This window comes from Hyphomicrobium sp. 2TAF46, assembly GCF_052114865.1.
In the GTDB taxonomy this organism is placed as follows: Bacteria; Pseudomonadota; Alphaproteobacteria; order Rhizobiales; family Hyphomicrobiaceae; genus Hyphomicrobium_B.
Genome location: NZ_JBFRFO010000002.1, coordinates 364213 through 381814, shown reverse-complemented (window position 1 = coordinate 381814; position 17602 = coordinate 364213). Strand labels below are relative to the sequence as shown.

Annotated in this window: 15 protein-coding genes and 1 tRNA gene; 8 read left to right on the top strand and 8 right to left on the bottom strand. The window is 58.3% G+C overall.

Annotated elements, in window-relative coordinates; translation table 11 throughout:
* Window positions 1-232: 232 nt before the first annotated feature.
* Window positions 233-688 carry an Hsp20 family protein gene (locus AB4Z24_RS05705; protein WP_441706437.1) on the bottom strand — a complete coding sequence of 152 codons (456 nt, stop codon included), beginning with the start codon at window positions 686-688 and terminating at the stop codon, window positions 233-235.
* A 208-nt stretch (window positions 689-896) separates the two neighbouring features.
* On the opposite strand from AB4Z24_RS05705, the gene AB4Z24_RS05700 reads away from it, so the two are divergent.
* Window positions 897-1865, top strand: coding sequence for an alpha/beta fold hydrolase (locus AB4Z24_RS05700; protein WP_441706435.1), 969 nt, complete (start codon window positions 897-899; stop codon window positions 1863-1865).
* On the opposite strand, the gene hisN is transcribed toward AB4Z24_RS05700, so the two are convergent.
* Together hisN and AB4Z24_RS05690 are read right to left on the bottom strand one after the other, a co-directional pair.
* Complete coding sequence (gene hisN, locus AB4Z24_RS05695; protein WP_441706433.1) at window positions 1862-2695, bottom strand: histidinol-phosphatase; 834 nt, start codon at window positions 2693-2695, stop codon at window positions 1862-1864. The genes AB4Z24_RS05700 and hisN overlap by 4 nt on opposite strands.
* A gap of 533 nt (window positions 2696-3228) precedes the next feature.
* A complete protein-coding gene (locus tag AB4Z24_RS05690) occupies window positions 3229-4128 on the bottom strand; it encodes an N-formylglutamate amidohydrolase (RefSeq protein ID WP_441706431.1) in 900 nt (299 codons plus the stop codon).
* 294 nt (window positions 4129-4422) lie between these two features.
* Between AB4Z24_RS05690 and cpdR the strand changes: the two genes are divergently transcribed.
* From cpdR to AB4Z24_RS05675, 3 genes are all read left to right on the top strand, one after another.
* On the top strand, window positions 4423-4809 hold the full coding sequence (gene cpdR / locus AB4Z24_RS05685; RefSeq protein ID WP_290991693.1) for a cell cycle two-component system response regulator CpdR: 387 nt from the start codon (window positions 4423-4425) through the stop codon (window positions 4807-4809).
* 85 nt (window positions 4810-4894) lie between these two features.
* A tRNA-Val gene (locus tag AB4Z24_RS05680) sits at window positions 4895-4969 on the top strand.
* Window positions 4970-5644: 675 nt separating this feature from the next.
* Window positions 5645-8014 (top strand): TonB-dependent receptor, encoded by a 2370-nt coding sequence (locus AB4Z24_RS05675; protein ID WP_441706429.1) that lies wholly within the window; start codon window positions 5645-5647, stop codon window positions 8012-8014.
* Between the two features lie 95 nt (window positions 8015-8109).
* Here the strand turns inward: AB4Z24_RS05675 and AB4Z24_RS05670 are convergent, their stop codons facing one another.
* The 4 genes from AB4Z24_RS05670 to AB4Z24_RS05655 all read right to left on the bottom strand — a co-directional run bounded on the left by AB4Z24_RS05670 (window position 8110) and on the right by AB4Z24_RS05655 (window position 12055).
* Window positions 8110-9324, bottom strand: coding sequence for a DUF937 domain-containing protein (locus AB4Z24_RS05670; RefSeq protein ID WP_441706427.1), 1215 nt, complete (start codon window positions 9322-9324; stop codon window positions 8110-8112).
* Between the two features lie 345 nt (window positions 9325-9669).
* On the bottom strand, window positions 9670-10347 hold the full coding sequence (gene cysC, locus AB4Z24_RS05665; protein WP_441706425.1) for an adenylyl-sulfate kinase: 678 nt from the start codon (window positions 10345-10347) through the stop codon (window positions 9670-9672).
* 90 nt (window positions 10348-10437) lie between these two features.
* On the bottom strand, window positions 10438-11286 hold the full coding sequence (gene cysQ / locus AB4Z24_RS05660; protein WP_441706424.1) for a 3'(2'),5'-bisphosphate nucleotidase CysQ: 849 nt from the start codon (window positions 11284-11286) through the stop codon (window positions 10438-10440).
* A gap of 70 nt (window positions 11287-11356) precedes the next feature.
* Entirely contained in the window at window positions 11357-12055 is a 699-nt protein-coding gene (locus tag AB4Z24_RS05655) for a hypothetical protein (protein WP_441706422.1), read from the bottom strand.
* Between the two features lie 582 nt (window positions 12056-12637).
* Here AB4Z24_RS05655 and AB4Z24_RS05650 point away from each other — a divergent pair.
* The 4 genes from AB4Z24_RS05650 (at window position 12638) to AB4Z24_RS05635 (ending at window position 16133) form a co-directional block, all read left to right on the top strand.
* On the top strand, window positions 12638-13552 hold the full coding sequence (locus tag AB4Z24_RS05650) for a Kdo hydroxylase family protein (protein ID WP_441706420.1): 915 nt from the start codon (window positions 12638-12640) through the stop codon (window positions 13550-13552).
* A 172-nt stretch (window positions 13553-13724) separates the two neighbouring features.
* Complete coding sequence (locus AB4Z24_RS05645) at window positions 13725-14972, top strand: glycosyltransferase (protein WP_441706418.1); 1248 nt, start codon at window positions 13725-13727, stop codon at window positions 14970-14972.
* A gap of 214 nt (window positions 14973-15186) precedes the next feature.
* Window positions 15187-15312 (top strand): type B 50S ribosomal protein L36, encoded by a 126-nt coding sequence (gene ykgO / locus AB4Z24_RS05640; RefSeq protein WP_013216601.1) that lies wholly within the window; start codon window positions 15187-15189, stop codon window positions 15310-15312.
* Between the two features lie 86 nt (window positions 15313-15398).
* Complete coding sequence (locus AB4Z24_RS05635; protein ID WP_441706416.1) at window positions 15399-16133, top strand: tetratricopeptide repeat protein; 735 nt, start codon at window positions 15399-15401, stop codon at window positions 16131-16133.
* 44 nt (window positions 16134-16177) lie between these two features.
* Here AB4Z24_RS05635 and AB4Z24_RS05630 read toward each other — a convergent pair whose 3' ends face one another.
* Window positions 16178-17509 carry a TAXI family TRAP transporter solute-binding subunit gene (locus AB4Z24_RS05630; protein WP_441706414.1) on the bottom strand — a complete coding sequence of 444 codons (1332 nt, stop codon included), beginning with the start codon at window positions 17507-17509 and terminating at the stop codon, window positions 16178-16180.
* Window positions 17510-17602 lie beyond the last annotated feature (93 nt).

The window sequence follows — 17602 nt, the reverse complement described above, 5'->3', positions numbered from 1 at the left end:
TCGCCCTATCGGCGCACAAAGGACAGTAGTATTGACCTAATCTAGCGAATACTACAGATTTGACACTGCGGCACAAGCGGTAAGACGAGGCGCGCTACGCAATCGTTTCCGGCAAGGTTCGGGACGCCACTTGGCAACAATATTTCTTCAGAAGACGACTCACGGCAAACGGCAGCCACGCCGGGGCGCAGCTGCCGTTTTAAAGGCCTTATTAATCGTTGGCAAAAGGCCTTTAGGCGGCCTTGGCCTCGATCTGCTGGACGGCGCTGGACGTGCCGATCGCGATCGTGCGGGGCTTCTTGCTCTCCGGGACGTTGCGGACGAGCTCGACGTGGAGAAGTCCGTTTTCGAACGCCGCGCCGGTCACATCGACATGGTCTGCAAGCTGGAAGCGGCGCTCGAACGCGCGGGCTGCGATGCCACGATGCAGGTAAGTCTTTTCACCCGTCTCGGCGGCTTTTTCACCGGCGACCGAAAGCGTCTGTTCCTTGACCTCGATCTTCAGCTCGCCCTCAGAGAAGCCGGCAACCGCCAACGTGATCCGGTACGCGTTCTCGCCGGTACGTTCGATATTATATGGCGGGTAGGTGGATTCGCTGTCGAAACCTGTGGACTGATCCAAGAGCTGGAACAGACGATCGAAGCCGATTGCGGAACGATAAAAGGGAGCGAATTCTGCGTGTCGCATGACATATCCTCCTAAGAAGCGACATGTGAACCAGTCCGTCGGACTGGCCCTTTCCGTGATGCGGTCCCGCTTTGCGGCAACCGCATGAAACAGGTAGGAAGCGGAAAAACGGCTTCAAGAGGGTTCGCCGCCAATATCGTGTGCTAGGCGTTTATCGTGTCACCGGCCTCAGACGCCGGCTCAGCTGCTCAGGCTCAAAGAGAGGTAGATGAAACTCGTTTCGCTCTCGATCAATCCCGTCCCCAGCGGCGCGCAAGTAACGGCTTTCGACGGCTACGACGGACTGAAGCTTCGATGTGCCCTTTGGGAAGCGACGCGCGGGCCGCCGCGAGGCACGGTGTGCATCGTGCAGGGCCGCGGCGAGTTCATCGAAAAGTATTTCGAGGTCATCGCCGACTTGCGCCGTCGCGGCTTCGGCGTCGCGATTTTCGATCTCCGCGGGCAAGGGGGATCGGAGCGGGTGCTCGGCAACCGCCGGAAGGGCCACGTCGTCGCCTTCACCGAATACGACCGCGATCTTGCGATCTTTATCGATGAGATCGTCAGGCCGGCGCTGCCCGAGCCGCTCATCGGGCTTGGCCATTCGCTCGGCGGCAACATTCTTTTGCGCGGAGCCCAGGATGAAGCGAGCCCGTTCGCGCGCATGATCCTACTGTCGCCGATGATTGAAATTCACGAGCGGATGCTGGGCGCCAGCAGGCCTCTGGCGAAGGCCTATTCCAACATCGCGTCAATGTCTGGATTTGCGACCACCTATGTTCGGGGAGGCGGCAACGAGCCCAACGACCTCACGGATTTCGATGGCAACCGGCTGACAGCGGACTTCGTTCGATGGTCGCGGATCAAATCGATCATCGAAGCTGCTCCCGATCTGTCGCTCGGGGCGCCGACGGTCGGGTGGCTCAGGGCGGCGCTACGAAGCTGCTCCATGCTTTCGCGTCCCGATTATCCGAAATACGTCTCGGTGCCGATGATGTTGTTTGCGGCCGGCGCAGATCAGGTCGTTTCTCCGCAGGCGATCGAGGATTTCGCCGTCGATCTCAAGTCCGGCGGGCACATTCTCATTCCCGGATCGCGGCACGAAATTCTTCAGGAAACGGATGCCATTCGCCAACGGTTCTGGGCGGCTTTCGACGCCTATATGGGCATCGAGACGTCGCCTCACGAACGGGTTTAGAGCTTATTGATCATCGCCAGCGCTTCTTCGTGCAGGCGCGCGTCGCCCGACGCGAGGATGTTTCCGCCGTCCGACGGGCTGCCGCCGGTCCATGTCGTGACGACGCCACCGGCCCGCTCGATGATCGGGATGAGAGCGACGATATCGTATGGCTTCAGCCCCGGCTCGATAATGATATCGACGAGACCCGAGGCGAGGAGGCAGTAGCCGTAGCAATCGCCGCCGTAGCGGGTCAGCCGAGCCTTTTTTCTAAGGGTGTCGAGAGCCGCGAGTTGTTCGGGCTCGGCGAACATTTCGGGATGCGTCGTGGTCAAGACGGCATCTTCGATGCGGGGGCACTGGCGTGTTTTGAGCCGCACTGGCCGTCCGCCCCGAATGCTGTGGTAGGCGGCCTTGTCGGTGGACCAGAAACGTTCGCCGGTGAAGGGCTGATCCATGAGGCCGAAGACAGGCTTCTCGTCTTTCAGAACTCCGATTAGCGTGCCCCACATCGGCGACCCGATGATGAAGGATCGCGTCCCGTCGATGGGATCGACGATCCATTGATAGGGGCTCGTTCCGGCCTTCGTCCCGAACTCTTCGCCGACGAGGCCGTGATCGGGGAATTTTGTTGCAAGGGCCTCGGATATCGCTTTTTCCGCGCCTCGGTCGGCCTTGGTGACCGGATCGAATGCACCCCCGCTGGCCTTGTTTTCCACAGGCATTGCCTTGCGAAAATGCTTGAGGATAACGGGGCCTGAAATATCGGCCAGCTCGTGGGCCACGCGGACAATGGCCTGAAATTCCGCTGCGGGTGACGGTCCCGGCACGCGCTCACCCTGTGATTTCAAGTGTTTGCTGTCTGGGCATTTACTATCAGAGGCTACTTCGAACTACTGCAATGTTGAACTAGATACACATTGGTAACGTAAGTTGTGGCGGGGTGGATACATGCCCGATCCGATGTGCTAAGATTATACTCGTAGAGATTGCGGCGATGACCGAAGCAGCTCATCGTTCGGAGGTGGTTGCGTTGACACGCTTCACCGCAATCGCTGCCCAATTTGGGCGTTTCCTCCCTAGACTTGGGCCGTTCGGCTTTCGGACGGCCTTCTTTATTGGGAACCGCCCCTCCCGCATCAGTTGAAAGCCGGGAAGAGGCAAAACGGCCTTTCGGCCGAGGCCCGCGTTTCAAGCCATGCAGCTCTGCATAAATCGCAATTGCCGATAATGCGCTGCACCTATATTTTTTGCAGTGCGATATGTGAGCTCGGCTCGCGCTTCGCAGCCCTCCTTGGGCGTTTCCTCCCTAGACTTGGGCCGTTCGTGAAAAATTCGGACGGCCCTTTTTCTTAAGTCATTTCCTTAACCTAACGATGCCAGCTCACTCGGCGGCGGCACGATAGTCGAGCAGACCAGGGACGTCGCGGAACAGGGACGTAACGATCTCGGTCAGCGCTTCGGCAAGGCGCGCGTAGCCAGTGGTTTCTTGAAACGTCAGCTCGTTTATGTAGAGCCCGCGGTTGATCTCGATTTGGATCGCGTGCGTGGCGCGGTCTGGCCGGCCGTGATGCTCGGTGATGTAGCCGCCTGCGTATGGCCGGTTCAATTGCACCTTGAAGCCACGGCGCTGAAACTCATCTCGCACCAGAAGCGTCAGGCGCGGATCGGCGGCGGCGCCGAAGCGATCTCCGATGACGATGTCGGGCCGCAGCGCGCTGCCCGGAGCCATCGCCGTCGACGGCATGGAGTGGCAGTCGATGAGAACGGCGTAACCGAAGGTCTCGCGCGTCGCCGCGACCAGTCTCGACAACTCGGCATGGAACGGGAAGTAGAGCTGCTCGATGCGTGCGAGCACGCTGTCGAGACTTAAACGGTCCGGATAAATTTCTTCGCCGTCAGCGACGATGCGGGCAACCGTGCCCAGGCCGCCGGCGACGCGAATCGATTGTGTGTTCGCGTGGGCCGGTAAAGGCTCATCGACGAGTTCGGGATCGAGCTCGTAAGGCTCGCGGTTCAGATCGAGATACGCGCGAGGAAAACGGGCGCTGATGATCGGTGCTCCGAGGCTCGCCACGGGGCGGAAAAGGCGGTCGACGAAGCAATCTTCCGAGCGGCGCAGCGTTTTCGGATCGAGCCGCGAGATCGCCAGGAATTCAGGCGGATAAAGCCTTCCTGAATGCGGCGACGAGAAGACGAACGGCGCGGTTTGAACACGTGGCGCCAGGACGTCGAAAGACGGGAAAAATGCTCTCGGTACGTCGTGGGATCTATCGTCGTGCATGATTAGCAGTGTCTCGTTCAGATCCCGGCCGCAATTTCGTGGCTCATCGCGGAATACATTGCCAATGCAGCCGGCGTAAGTCCATGGAAGACTAAGGCGTGCGTCGTTTGCGTGTACCTTGTTAAGCGGTGACTTCGGAACTTCGACGCGCATCAACTCGAGTGATGCGCAACTGCCGCGGTGCTATCGGCATTTCCACAGTTTCATGCTCCGTTTACCAAAGTCGGGCCAAATTTGCATTAGACGAGATATCGGGTACTTCTCGTCTGGGACATTCCGCACATCAGAGTAGTCATGACAGCCAAGCCCTCCAGCCTGCCGATCCGCCGCATCCTGCTCGCCGAGGATGACGAGTCCATGCGCGGTTTCCTCGTCAAGGCGCTCGAAAAAGCGAACTACGACGTCGTCGCCTTCGAGAACGGCGAGGATGCCTACGACCGTCTCAAGACCGAGCCGTTCACGCTCCTCCTCACAGACATCGTCATGCCGAAGATGGACGGCATCGAACTCGCCCGCCGCGCGAGCGAGATCGACCCCGATCTCAAGATCATGTTCATCACCGGATTCGCGGCCGTCGTTCTCAACAGTGAAAACCAGCCGCCGAAGGATGCTCGCGTCCTCTCCAAGCCGTTCCACCTCAAGGATTTGGTGCGCGAGGTCGACCGTCTTCTGGCGGTCTGAGAATTTAAATTTCACATCCGGCCGATTTGCCGCGCTCCAGGGCTTGACCGGAGTAGCGCTAACCCTCTAGAAGCTCGCTTCTTCCGGGCACTTAGCTCAGCGGTAGAGCACTACCTTGACATGGTAGGGGTCAGAGGTTCGATCCCTCTAGTGCCCACCATCGGAACCATTGGTTTCGTTGGTTTTTTCCGGAATGGACTTGCCTTTCCTCGATTTGCCCCGTGCACCGGTGTCATGCCACCATTGGGCCAACGAGACGTGACGCAAGATCTGCGGATTTGCTGAGATCCACTCGACAGACGGCAGCTCCACCTCGTGTGGCCATACGTCTTGACGAGGATCTGGCTTTGCACCCGGCCACCGGCTTACTCGCGTTGATCAAGCGATCTCCGCCATGCCAGATTCGGGAATAATTCCCTCACTCATCGTCCTAAATTTCCCAGGCGAATGCCCTGAAAGTATCAATTGTACAACACTTCAATTCCGAACGAGTTCAAGGGTCTCCGGGAATATTGACCTGATATACTCAAGAACTTTTCCTGCTCTTGGGAAAAAGGAGTCGCGATTGCTCGATCACTGCTGAGGCATTGGTCCGAGTAATCCGTGTCCGGGAGCACAGGGGTTGTTGATGTCAACGCGCATGGTCACCATGGCGCCAGCAATGGCGCTTGTATGCGTCATGTTAGGAGCGTCCGCAGTACTTGCTCAAGACGCCGGAGGGACAACGGCAGCCCAACCAACCGTCCCTCCAAATCAGCCTGCCGCTAATCCTTCAAGCGGCCAGCCCCCCTCCGCACAAGCACCGTCGAGCGGCGCGCCGTTGCCCGAGGTGCAGGTGATTCAGGAACAGCCGAAACCCAAGCCGGTCAGGCAGGCCGCCAAACCGAAGAAAGCGCCTGTCGCACAGGTGCAGGCGCCAACAACGCCGCCGGTGGAAGAGGGCTCCTCTGTCCTCGAGCCCAGCCAGGTGAAGATGTCACCCGTTGGCGGCAGTGAAATTCCGATCGCGAAGGTTCCCGGTTCGGTTGGCACAGTTTCGTCTTCGGACGTCACGCGCAGTGGCACCATGGCGGTGCAAGATGCTCTTCAGTCTCGCATTCCCGGTGTGATCGTCAACAATCTGCAGGGCAACGATTTTCAAACGAACGTGCAATTCCACGGCTTTGAAGCATCGCCTCTTGATGGCGTTCCCCAAGGTCTGGCGGTCTACGAGAACGGCGTCCGGATCAACGAAGCGTTCGGTGACGTCGTCAACTGGGATTTCCTGCCGTCCGTCGCGATCTCCGATATCGCGGTTATGACCAACAACCCCGCGTTCGGGCTCAACGCCTTAGGTGGCGCCATCAGCATATCGATGAAGGATGGCTTTAATTTCCAAGGTGTCGAAACCGATTTCCGTATGGGCTCGTTCGGGCGCGTGCAGGGCTCCGTACAGGCTGGCCAACAGTTCGGTAACTATGCCGCCTACGTTGCCGTTGAGGACATTCATGATGACGGATGGCGTGAGTTCTCTCCGTCGAATATCCGTCGCATGTTCGCCGACATCGGCTTCAAGAACCACGATGCCGAGTTCCATGCGAACTTTACAGGCGCCGATAACTTTGTCGGAGCCGTTGCGGCCTCCCCGGTCGAACTGCTGGATCAGAGTTATAGCGATGTCTTCACCAGCCCTCAGACGACTCAGAACGACATGGCCATGGGGTCGCTCAATGGGTCTGTGAATGTCACCGATACGCTGAAGGTCTCGGGTGTTGGCTACTACCGCAGGTTCAATCAACATCACGTCGACGGCAACGGCTCGAATTCGGCGCCCTGTGCAAGCGACCCAAGCGTTCTCTGCTTCGACAATCTTGATGGTACGACGACCGACCCGCTTATTGATCAGCACGGCAATCCGGTTCTGACGCCGGCGGGCGGAGACAATTTCGTTGGCGAAATTGACCGCACATCGCAGCAGGCCGAAAGTTTCGGCACCTCGCTACAGGGTGTTGAGAAGAGCAAAATCTTCGGCCACGGGAATCAATTCCTTTTGGGCGGCAGCATCGATCACGGCCGCGTCGGCTATCAAACCAATGCAGAAATTGGCAGCATCGGTCCCGAATTCGTCATCACCGGCGACGGCCAAATTGTTCAAAACTCAGACATTCGGCCCGTCAACATCACCTCGACCAATACCTACTATGGTGTCTTTTTCTCAGACACCTTTGATGTCACTGATCGGCTGTCGCTGACCGCGGGCGGTCGTTTCAATTACGCCGACATTCGACTTCAGGACAATACAGGTGCCGCACCGCTGCTGAATGGCGACAATAAATTCCAGCGCTTCAACCCGATGGCAGGAGGTACCTATCAACTCGCCCCAGGCCTCACGCTCTACAGTGGGTATTCCGAAGCCAACCGTGCACCGGTCGCTGCCGAGCTTGCTTGCGCCGATCCCAACAATCCGTGCCTTGTTTCGAGCTTCCTGACAGCAGACCCGCCACTCAAGCAGGTCGTGTCGCGTACGGCCGAGGTGGGGCTTCGCGGTGAGATCAAGTCTCTCGACAACCAGCGGATTAGTTGGAGCCTCGGCTACTTCCACGCCGTGAACAGCGACGACATTATCAATGTTGCGTCCTCTATCAACGGGAGAAGCTACTTCCAGAATGCAGGCAGTACGCTTCGCGAGGGCCTTGACGCCAGCATCGATTATCGCAACGGCCGCCTCTATCTCTTCGCCAATTATAATTTCACCGATGCGCGATTTGAGAGCACGTTCGACGTCAACTCGCCCAACAACCCGCAGAACCCCTCTAATGGCAACGATTTCATTACGACCGTCCATCCGGGCGATCGCATGCCTGGAATTCCCCAGCACAAATTTAAGGCTGGCTTCGATTATTGGCTCACACACCAATGGAAATTCGGCGGCGACGTCACAGCGGCTTCCGACCAAATCTTTTTCGGCGACGAAGCCAACTTAAACACGCCGCTCCCGGGCTACGCCGTCGTGGATCTGCATACCTCCTACGACGTAACCCAGAACATTCAAGTCTATGCGATCGTCAATAACCTCTTCGACCACCACTACGCGACTTTCGGCAACTATTTTCAGCTCGATGACGGCTCAGCAGCTTCGCTCGGTACGATCGATTTCACTGACCCACGAACCGTCGTGCCAGCTACGCCGCTTGCCGCTTATGGCGGTGTGAAAGTCAGATTCTAGGATCACGGTCCCAAAACTTCGGCTTCCGCGAATAGAAATAAGAAAGGCCCGTGCGTTCCCACATAAGCGCATGGGCCTTTCAGCACTGTAGCGTCTCAGGCTGTCGTTAGCGCATCGAACTGAGAGTGAACTTTATCGATTGTCGGCTTTATGATTGGGCTCACCCCAGGAATTGCGAGCGCCTTGTCGAAGAGCTGATCAAGGGCCGGTCTCGTGGCAATGATTGTATTCACGACCGTTTTGCGGGACTGAGCGGGAAGTTGATCGAGGAGCTTGCTCAGCCGGACAAAATCGTTTGCGGAATTTGTCAGCGGCGCCATGGCGGCTTGCGCTGAGTTCACGTCCTGAACGCTGGCAACCGCCGAGCGCATGCTGGTCTCGGCGTTGGCGAGTTGTGCGCCAACGTCGACGTCACCGACCTTTATGCCATGCAGATTTTCGAGCGCCTCGAAGGACGCGGGCAACGGGCCGAGACCCGAGGCGCCAGTGCTGGTTCCAGTGCTCGCCGGCGCCGTGGCCGGTGTTTCAATCTTCGCCGGAGGAGGATTGGCGGCAGTTTCTGTCGGGCGTGGGCGCGTGAACCAGTTCCAGGCGAGGCCACCGATTAGTAACGCCGCGAGTGCCGGAATTACCCAGCCCCATGATCGCATATTTGGATTTCTCGACCAATCTGAAGGTGTCGGTGGCGGCGTTGTGCTGTAACTTGGCCTTGACGACCCGGAATAGCCCGTCGTTGCGCTGCGCACTCCGGTTGAACTACCGAGGCCATCTAGAATACCCGTGTCGCTGAGATAATTTGAGAAGCCAGCGGGAAGCGCGCTCGCGATATTATCTTTTTGTGAATTGAGAAGGCTTGCCAGGCCCGTTGCATCGAGCCCACTCGCGCGCTGCTGCTGTCCCAACACGCCCATCACGACAGGCCCGAGCAGGCCCATAAGGCTTTTCGAGCCGGCGTTTCCAATCCCCGCGTACTGACCAACCGCGTTGGTGAGTGCGGATGTGGTCCCGCTGCCGAGGAGAGATGTCAGCGTGTTGGTGCCTGTTTCAATGATGTTCGACTGCGCAGAGCCGCCAAGCATGCTGCCCAAGCTCGAGAGCAATGTCGGCTGTTGTCGCGCGATTGCGCCATTGAGCGCCTGAGCGCCATTGGGTCTGGATACGAGTGACGTGAATGCTGCTAATAGACCGGGGACACCTGCCTGTAGCGCTTTTTCTGTGAGTGCCTTATCGAGGCCAAGGCTCGAAGCAATTCGTGATACCAGACTCGAGCTGAGTATCTGAGTAATGTTGGAGACCAAATCTAGAGACATGGGGCAACTCCCTTATCGGTTGTCCCCCCGATACGGAATCCCCCTCGTTACATAAGCGCCGTTGCGGTTTGGCGCTGATCGGGATCATGTTGATCAGCGTGCATATGGTATAGGCATATGCGCGCAAATCTGACGATAGTCTAGGCGGCTTCTGGTGAGAAATTTAGTGCCAGCCAACGAAGGATCATCGCGGTTTCGTTTAAGAAAAACTAACCAGGGGCTTTTGGATCCGATTCTGGCGAGGTTCCCGCATTTGAGCTTCGTAATTTCAACTTTACATGCATTTTTTCTAAGCGAGGGCCCGCCAGCTACTCAGGCCGACCGTCTCACTCAAGCAAAGATTCGTCACGCTTGCCCGAAGCGCTCGTCAGCCCGATCGCAGGTTGTCAGAGGTTGCCGCAGAGCCTGCAGCATCTCATCCAGGAGATCGCTCAGCGGCGCCTGCCCATCGAGCACGATCTCGGCGCACTCGGGCGGCTCGTAGGCCGACGATATTCCGGTGAAGTTCGGAATGAGGCCTTGTCGTGCCTTCCTGTAGAGGCCCTTCGCGTCTCGCTTCTCGCAGGTCGCCAGCGGAGTGTTGAGATATACCTCAATGAACTCGCCGGGCTCGAACAGCTTACGAGCTTGTTGTCTCTGCGCGATGAGCGGCGAGATCAGTGAGACGATGACGATCAGGCCCGCGTCGACCATCAGTTTTGCGACTTCGGAAACTCGTCGCACATTCTCCATGCGACCGGCGTGAGAAAAATCAAGGTCATTGCAAATGCCGTCCCGGCAGCGATCGCCGTCAAGGACGAAGGTGTGGCGTCCCGATTTATAGAGAGTTTCGTCAAGGAGATTGGCGAGGGTGGTCTTTCCGGCCCCGGAGAGGCCGGTGAACCAAATGCAGCGGGCGTTCTGCGCTTTCAACTCTGACCGCTCAATTTTCGTAATGGCCGAATCTTTCCACCGCAGTTCGAGAGGTGAGCGAGCCGTGAACTTCGGCATTCCGAATGAATGGACTTCCGGTAACGGCTTCATGCCTTCCTCCCGGCGCGCTCGCGCCAAAGCCAATGGCAAACCGAAACTTGCACTCGTGTCTCGTCGTATCCCAACGGTTCCGAACCTTGGTTACACGCTGACTTCCAGCGCCGAAACGCGCAGCAGTTTGCGCAACGCTTCGACGCTGCCGCCGAACGAAACGAAGTACGGATTTTGCAGAGCTTTCTTCTCCGGGCGCTTTGCTCCGTATGCAAGCTCCCGGCCATCGCAGGTCAACGTGCAACCTCCGGCGCCGCGCAAAACTGCGTCGCCCGCTGCCGTATCCCATTGCATGGTCGTTCCGAAGCGGGGATAGATATCTGCTTCTCCCGTCGCCACGAGGCAGAACTTCAGCGACGATCCAACCGACAATTTTTTGCCGATCGGAAGCTTGTCCAGGAAGTCCTTGGTTGCGGCGTTCTCGTGCGATGCGCTCGCCACGGCGGATAGGGCGCTCGCCGGTGTGGCCGTGGCGATGCGAGACCGCCCGCGGATGCTCAAATCATTAGAGAGAGTGCATTTGTAGGAAATGCTGCCATCGCCGCTGAAGAGTTCTCTGCGTGCTGGCGCGACGACGACGCCCAGTTGCGGGCGACCATTTTCTACGAGGCAAATATTCACGGTGAAATCCGCACTGCCCCGGACGAACTCCTTCGTGCCGTCGAGCGGATCGACAAGGAAAAATGTTCTCGCGGAGGCGCCGCTGAAATCGCCGGCGGAGGCCGCTTCCTCGCCGACGATCGGAAGCGATGGATCGATCCGCTGCAGTTCTCGCGTGATCAGTTCTTCTGCCAAGAGATCGGCGTCGGTGACCGGACTGCCGTCACCCTTGTTCTGAACGGCCGCGCCGCCTCGCTGAATCTCCAAGATGAGCCGGCCCGCGGCGAGCGCGATGCTCTCGATCTGCTTTAAGAGCGCAGGCGCGGGTCCCTCAGTCATTCGATAACATTCCCCCGCCGACGTTCATTTTGCTGGGCTGTCCATTACGAATTGAATTCACCTCGTGCCCTCAGGCGTTAACTCCGAACCGGCGCGCGATCCGTCGCTCGATCTGGTACTTTGGCCGCACGAACTCGCTTAGCGCAAAGCTGCTCTGGGCGCGGCGATCGAAAGGTTTCATTTCTTTCCGCACCCATCGGCTCCATAGGTATTGGTCCAGTGCGGTGCGAGATTTCAGTAATGCGCGATCCGTTGCAGAGAGATCGCCCGGTCGGACGATTTTCCAACCCGTCATTGCCTGGTGCTCGTCGGCGGAATTCCGCCGCGGCGCTTCCGGTGAAATGCCGATTTCGGCCGATATGCTTTTTATGAGCGAATCCGCCTCGCGGATGTCGGCGACATAATCGATGGAGGCGAGAACTTCGTCGAGAATCTCAGCCTTTCGTTCGTCGGATAATCGGACCAATTGAAACCATGGCATTTCCAGCCATCGCTCAAGCAGGAAATGAGCGACTGGATTGACGCGCGTGGCGCGCAAAAACAATGAAAAGGAATAGGTGTGCTGACCTTGGATCAGGTACCGCATCATCCGGTAATTATAATAGGAAAGCATCATGCTTTCGGGTTCGCGGAGGATTATCGAGCGGACGATGCGACGGCCCGGAAACAAGTCCTCTACCGATTTGCCGATGAAATGGCCGGAGATAGCTTTGATCTCGTCATGCCGGTCGAGCCGCTTCCGGCGGTATTTGTGAGTGAAAAGGTCCAACGGAAATTTTCGGGTTCGTTTGGGAGCAATCCAAACCCGTTCGCGCCCCAGTTGATTGATCAAGTGTTTTTCAACGGTCGTGCCGGCGCACTTCGGAACGTGGATATGAACTAGGAGCGGTCTCGCCATCGTGGTCTTTGCAAAATGATGATTATAACAGAATGCAACTAAGCCAGATTGCCTATGTGAAGACTACCGTCGGAATAGGCTATTCAGCCATTATAACGGACATTTTGGGGCGAGTTTTCTGGGAATGCGTGTCGCGAGGGGCACGCCAGGAGGAAAACTTCCTTGGTGTTGCTCGGAGCATAACAGCGGGATTGCTGTGGATAAGCGGGCGCAGGGCCCGCGAATAGCCAAATAGCCAGTTGTGTGCATCCATCACCAACGTGTTTTTGTAGGGGCGGGAATCCTGGCGATTTGCCGGTGCTCCGAGTTTTGATGAAACGCCGATTTTAAATACGCGACGACTACGCATTTTCTGAACGCACTGAGAGCGTGAATTTTCGGGGCGCAATTTTCGCCTCTCACGATGAAGTTCGAATTTTTTCAAAAAGCACGTCCTCGATATTGGGGGTACTCATGTCTTCATTTGAATCCTCGCGCAAAGTCTTTTCCTCACTCGACACCTTTGACGCGACAGCGTGGAATAGCTCATTCACATCCGAAGACCGCGAGCGGGCCGTGGACGGCCTCGAAAGCGGGCACGTGCTCTATTTCAAGACCCTGGGGTTCCCGCTCGAGGCCGAAGAGAAGGTTTTCCTCTCTTCAACGTGGTCCGATCAGGAGGCAAAAAACATCAGCTTCGATCCTACCGAAGGCCGGTTGCGCGGTACGAAGATCGAGGGCGCCAATGGTGAGAGGCTGGCTCGCATGATGCGCCGCTATGCGTCGGACGCGCGCCAACTCCTGCAAGGCCTGCTGCCGTCCTACTCTCCAACGCTCAAGTTGGCGCGCACCAGCTTCAGGCCACACGAAGTCGAGGGACGGAAAGCCTCGTCCTATCGCAAGGATGACACTCGGCTTCACGTCGATGCCTTTCCGTCCCGGCCGAACCGAGGTGCGCGCATTCTGCGTGTCTTCACTAACATCAACCCTGCTGACAAACCACGGGTGTGGCAGATCGGAGAGCCGTTCGAGGGCTACGCCAGCCGCTTTTTACCGACCGTGTCGCGCCCGCTGCCGGGGCTGGCGCAGATCGAATCCATCCTTGGCATCACCAAGGGGGTGAGGACGCCATACGATCATATCATGCTGCACTTGCATGATCGGACGAAGGGCGACGTGAGCTATCAGCGCGAAGCGCCGCGGCAAGAGGTTGCCTTCGCAGCCGGGAGCACCTGGGTGGTCTTTACGGACCAGGTCCTGCACGCGGCGATCAGCGGCCAATTCGTCTTGGAGCAAACGTTCGAGCTTCCCGTTGCCGCGCAACGTCAGACGGAAAGGTCGCCGTTGCGCATTCTCGAACGTCTGACCGGCCGAGCGCTCGCTGCGTAGCAATTCGAACCGCGTTGGACGATGTGGCGGGGACGCGCTGAACGGCTCCTGCGGGGAGGTGTCATCAGCGCGTCCCCCTGCATGTCTCGGCTGACGAGAAGAGCCTCTTCCGATTTCCATTCTGGTGCTTCTGTTCTGTGGCGTTTGTCAGATTTGAAGATTGGATCGTGTTTTGAACATTCTCAGTCTTTCAACGGCCGATACGCCGTGCGGCGTTGGCGACGCCAATAGGTCGCTCAGAGCTGCGATGCTGGAAGCGGGTAACCGGTACGACATATTCGCCATCGACGATGACATGCGCGACGCGCGGTCCGAGTGCTTCGATGAATTCGTCCGCCGCCTGAAATCGTACGATGCAGTGGTCATTCAACACGAGCATAGCTTCTACGGTCCCGGCATCAAGCAATCCGGTCGGAACTTTACGCGCTTGCTCGAGCGCATTCGCGTATTGGCGAAGCCGTGCGTGGTGATCTTTCACACGAATTTTCCGGCGCCGACGAAGGCGTCGAGGACGTTTGCGCGCTATTTTTCGACGGGTGAAGTGGTACGCCGCGGAATGTTGCGGGCGATCAATTCCAATTCGATGATCCGCGTCATCGTGCATGGCGAGGCCAGTTGGAAGTCTTTCCGCGATTACGGGATTGACGGAGACAAGCTGCTCAAGGTGCATCTTCCGATCCCGAGAGTGGCGCATGCGCCGTCTCGAAAATTGAAAGACGACGAAATCACGCTCGGCATTTTCGGATTCATCGCTCACTACAAGGGGTATCGGACGGCGCTGGAGGCCATGCTGCATCTGCCTCCGCGTTTCAAGCTCGTCATTATGGGCGACAAGCATCCATTTTCCCCAAATGATCTCACCCTCAATAACATTCAGCGAATGCTGCGGACCGGCGTCTGGGATGGAAAGCGGGCACAACGCGTGACGGCAAGCGACGAACCTCCGGATTTGAGTTCGCGGGTGAAGATCCTGGGTTTTGTCGAAGATCTGAATCGGGCCTTTTCGGAGGTCGACATTGTCCTGGCGCCTTATCTCGATAAATTTCCTGCCGGGTCCGCATCGCTCGCAGACTCGCTGGCGCGCGGGAAGCCGATCATTGCCTCGGCGACGCCGCCGTTCGTGGAAGTTCAAAATGACGGCAATTGCTTGAAGCTCGTTGCGATGAATGCGCCATTCGAGCTCGCGCATGCAATCGAGGAGCTGGCGGCTGACGACGTTGAGCGAGCGAGGCTCTCGGCGGCCGCCATCGAGTTCTCCCGCCAGAATACCTGGGACCACTTCGCAAGACTTCTGTCGCGGATGTTGATGGAGCGTGCGGACGTGTCAGCGGGCGCCACGCGTATGAGGGATGAGGCCCTCCAGGCCGTTAACGAACGTCTAGATCATGGAGTAGGGGCGCGCTCGGCTTGGCGTTCGTAAATGGGGGCGACCCCGCGTCAAAATGGCGTGTTTCCGGGCTTCAGGCGTTCCCGGCAAGTTGTCCAGACGCTTCAACGCGACTTTTCGCGGGTGCGCCCTTGTTTTCCTGGGATTTGGCAGGTACAAGCCCGGCTTCCATCTCTATTTGACATGGCAGGGGGCGGAGGTTCCGTTCGGTCTCTCCCAGTACCCGCCATATTTAACCGGTGTCGTTATGAAAGTTAGAAACTCCTTGAAGTCCCTGCGCTCACGGCACCGCGATAATCGCGTCGTCCGCCGTAAGGGCCGGGTCTACGTCATCAACAAGACTCACCGCCGCTTCAAAGCTCGCCAGGGTTGAGGCCGTCGCGCCGCCCGTGCGCGATGTTACGGGGAATTCACGAGAGTCTTTTTGACCAGGACGCATGCCTCGACTAACGTCGGGGCATGACTTTTTGCGCGCGGCTTCTTCTCATCCTTTTGGCACTCTCGGCAGGCGCGGCTCGGGTCGCAGCCGACGATGAGCTTTTGAAAACCCAGCCCTTCCCCGACACCCCGTCGCCGGCGCGGCCGAGGCAAGAGCTGCCACCGGCTGTAAAAAAGAAATCGCCTCCGGTCGCGCCTTCGCCCGATGCGGCTGCAAGCCAAAAGGGTGAGCCCGGTATGATGGGCTTGCCGTGGCCGAAGACACCGGAAGAAACGGCAAAGACGCTCGACAATCTTTACGCCTTCCTCGCGGCCGAGGGCGACCATCGCCAGGGCGGCGAAATCGGCGCGGCCATCGAACGGCTGTGGCGGCTCGAAGGAGGCGATACCGTCAATCTCCTGATCGATCGCGGCGAGATTTTCTCGTCCAGGAATGAGAATGAGAAGGCGCTGCCGTTTCTAGATGCCGCCGTTGAGCTGGCTCCGGAGTATGCCGAGGCATGGAGCCATCGCGCTTACGTCGAATATCGGTTGAACAATTATCCGGCGGCGCTCGGCGATCTCAGGCGGGCGCTGGCGATCGAGCCCAATCACTTCCGGGCGCTGGACGGCATGGCGAAGATTCTCGTGCTGATGGGCGAGAAGAAAGCCGCGCTCGAAGTCTACAATCAGCTGCTCAAGGTGCACCCGAACATCGAAGGCGCCGAGACCGAGCGTGACAAGCTGAAGAAGGAAGTCGAGGGGCAGGGGATCTGAGATCCCGCACCCGGCTCGTTCAATAACTCCTGCAATTTAAAGCGTCAGAACCGGGAGGCGAACGTCAGTCGGCGGCGCGCCAGTTCAATGTGCTGGCGCAATTGATAGAGCCGGTCGGCAAAGCCGAGTGGAATTGGCAGGTTGTCGACAGCTGCTTCGATCGTCTCGAGTTCCCGCAATTTTGCCGTCCGTTCCTCGGACGTTGACGCGCTCTTGGCGGCGGCCTCCAAACGCTTGAGCTCTCCATACCAATGGATGATGCGGCGGCGAATGCGCCAATCATAGATCTGTGGCGCAAAGCGCAGCAGCGGAATGAGAATTGGCACCAAGACCACAAGAGAAATCGTCAGGCGATCAACCGTCGTTGCTACCCAAAACGGCACGTAGCGCTGCAGAAGAGGCGCTCCCGAGCGGTAAACGCGGCGTGCCTCATCGGAAAATGCGAATTCCGGATCGTTGGCCGTCGGGAATTCGCCAGCGCTCTGAAACAATTGCGCCTCGCCGGCCGTGTTGACCGTCGACTGTCCGTGCACTTCCTGCAGGGCCTGTGCCAGGAGGTTGACTAGTGCCGGGTGCAGGCTGTCCCGGACCACCACTGCTGCGGTCGTTGAAATGAGGGTGCTGTCTCCCGGCGGGATGTTGGCCGCGAAGTCGACGACGCCTTCTCGCAATACGAGGCGCGAGAGGAACGGGAAGCGCTGGGCGTAAGCATCGGCATTGTTAAAACTCATTAAGTGAACATTGGGAGTTCTCAGCAGCCGCTGGATCGTCTTCGCCTCGGGCGCGAGCACGAGAAGCCCCGCGTCCGCCTCCCCCTTTCCGAGCAGATCGACATAATCCGGTAGTTCGTGATTGATCAGCGTCGCCGTTTCAGCGGTAACGCCGTTAGCCGCGAGAAGCCGCAAGGCAAGGCTGCTGGTGCCGCTGCCAGCCGGACCGACCAGTACGCGCTTGCCTTTCAGCTCGGTAAGCCGCCCGAGGGGCGTGCTGCCGCTATAGAAAACCCAAAGCGGCTCATAGGCGACGCGTCCGAGGGACTGCAACCCATGCGTGTCATTGCTCGAGGCCAGGCCGCCTTGAACGAAGGCCGCGTCCACGCCAGAGGCGGGGTCCGATAGAGCTTTGAGGTTGGCCAGGGACCCACCAGACTCGCGGATTTCGAGCTTGACCCCGTTGCGTTCAAAGACCGCCCGGTACCGCTCGGCATAGCGATAATAGGGGCTGCCGGCGGCAGACGCGGAGAGCACAATGGTTTCGGGCGGCGCCGGGTGGGCGAAACGAAAGGTAAACCAGGTGGCGGCGGCGATGGCCACCAGCACCGGCACCGTGATCAGGAGCAAATCGCGGAGCTGGAATTGTACAAATCTAGATCGCATTGGATGTCCCCCCGACTTCAATCGCTACGAGCCAGTACGGGACATAACACGATGGAATGTCGTGAACACGTCCACGACTATTGCGACTGGGGC

What these genes read in the sequence shown, in the direction of transcription:
- AB4Z24_RS05690 (WP_441706431.1), bottom strand. Translation starts at nt 4,128, where the DNA reads ATGCACGACGATAGATCCCACGACGTACCGAGAGCATTTTTCCCGTCT.
- AB4Z24_RS05670 (WP_441706427.1), bottom strand. Translation starts at nt 9,324, where the DNA reads ATGTCTCTAGATTTGGTCTCCAACATTACTCAGATACTCAGCTCGAGT.
- cysC (WP_441706425.1), bottom strand. Translation starts at nt 10,347, where the DNA reads ATGAAGCCGTTACCGGAAGTCCATTCATTCGGAATGCCGAAGTTCACG.
- AB4Z24_RS05650 (WP_441706420.1), top strand. Translation starts at nt 12,638, where the DNA reads ATGTCTTCATTTGAATCCTCGCGCAAAGTCTTTTCCTCACTCGACACC.
- AB4Z24_RS05705 (WP_441706437.1), bottom strand. Translation starts at nt 688, where the DNA reads ATGCGACACGCAGAATTCGCTCCCTTTTATCGTTCCGCAATCGGCTTC.
- AB4Z24_RS05700 (WP_441706435.1), top strand. Translation starts at nt 897, where the DNA reads ATGAAACTCGTTTCGCTCTCGATCAATCCCGTCCCCAGCGGCGCGCAA.
- cpdR (WP_290991693.1), top strand. Translation starts at nt 4,423, where the DNA reads ATGACAGCCAAGCCCTCCAGCCTGCCGATCCGCCGCATCCTGCTCGCC.
- cysQ (WP_441706424.1), bottom strand. Translation starts at nt 11,286, where the DNA reads ATGACTGAGGGACCCGCGCCTGCGCTCTTAAAGCAGATCGAGAGCATC.
- AB4Z24_RS05635 (WP_441706416.1), top strand. Translation starts at nt 15,399, where the DNA reads ATGACTTTTTGCGCGCGGCTTCTTCTCATCCTTTTGGCACTCTCGGCA.
- AB4Z24_RS05630 (WP_441706414.1), bottom strand. Translation starts at nt 17,509, where the DNA reads ATGCGATCTAGATTTGTACAATTCCAGCTCCGCGATTTGCTCCTGATC.
- ykgO (WP_013216601.1), top strand. Translation starts at nt 15,187, where the DNA reads ATGAAAGTTAGAAACTCCTTGAAGTCCCTGCGCTCACGGCACCGCGAT.